General features: G+C 68.2%; 1 protein-coding gene. It reads right to left on the bottom strand.

All coding sequences use genetic code 11. From position 1 onward, the window contains the following. Window positions 1-86 precede the first annotated feature (86 nt). A partial coding sequence (locus RKE29_RS29975; protein ID WP_312008855.1) for a site-specific integrase occupies window positions 87-1,194 on the bottom strand: 1,108 nt, incomplete at its 5' end.

The following is a 1,194-nucleotide window of genomic DNA, read 5'->3' on the forward strand; positions in this document are numbered from 1 at the left end:
TGTACAGCGGGTAGAAGTAGATGAAGTCCTGATACATCGGCTTATAGTGCCCCTGACCAGGGCAGAAGCCCTAGCCAGGGGCCGCCCTACGCCGCTTGGGCCGTCTCCGGGCCGTCTCCGGCCTTGCCGGGCGCCCGGTAGATGCCGTCCACGGCCTTGCGGGTCCGCCCCTCGCTGCTCGGCATGAGGTGCGTGTAGGTGCGGAGCGTGAACCCGGGATCGCTGTGACCGAGGTACTGACTCAGGGCCCGGATGCTCTCCCCGGCGTCCAGCAGCACCGAGGCGTAGAAGTGCCTGAGCGCGTGCATGCCGTGCTCCCGCGCCGCCGCGTATCGCTCGCCCTTCTCCGGCTCGGGGATGAAGCCAGCGGCGACCAGGGCGGGCTTCCAGAGCCGGTCATCGAAGTGACTCGCACGGACGGTACGCCCGGCCGGGCCGGTGAAGAGGAGCGTCTTCGTCACCAGCGGCCCGTCCGGCTTCCCCCAGGGCAGCGTGACCTCCACCGGCTCGAAGCGCGTCATGTGCTCGCGCAGCGCTGAAGCCACCTGGGAGGGGAGAGGCACGTCACGGATCTTCCGGCACTTCGGCAGAGCGAAGACGAACCTGCCGCGTACCCGCTTCACCTGCTGTCGGACCGTCAGCCACTCGCCGCTGAAGTCGACTTCATCAACCGGCAGGCCGAAGATCTCTCCCTGCCTGAGTCCGCAACCGCCCCCGATGTCCACCATCGCGCGGTACTGCTCCGGCAGCGCGGCCCGCACGGCGAACACCTGCTCGGGCGTCCACGGGACCACCCGTGACGGGTTCGACTGCGGAACGCGGACCGACTTGGCGCGGCACGGGTTGTCGGGAATCAGGCGGTCGTCGACGGCTGCGGCGAACACGGCCGTCACCGTTCCGAGAATGATCCGGCGATAGGTCGCCGAAGGAACGGTGTTCTCCAGGGTGCTCAGCCAGGTCCGGATGTGACCGGGCTTGAAGGACACGACCGGGCGAGAGCCGATGTGGTCGAAGGTGTGCAGTCGCAGATGCCTTTCAACCGCGTCACGGCCGTTGATCTCCCCGGAGTGGCTGGCGAGCCACTGTTCCGCGTACTGCCGGAAGGTGATGCGGGCCGCCTGCGGGTCGACGTAGGTACCGCGCGTCATGTCGGCAGCGATCTGGATGAGCCACTGCTCGGCGAGGCGGCGCTGT

It is taken from the genome of Streptomyces sp. B1866, assembly GCF_031932565.1.
Classification (GTDB): Bacteria; Actinomycetota; Actinomycetes; order Streptomycetales; family Streptomycetaceae; genus Streptomyces.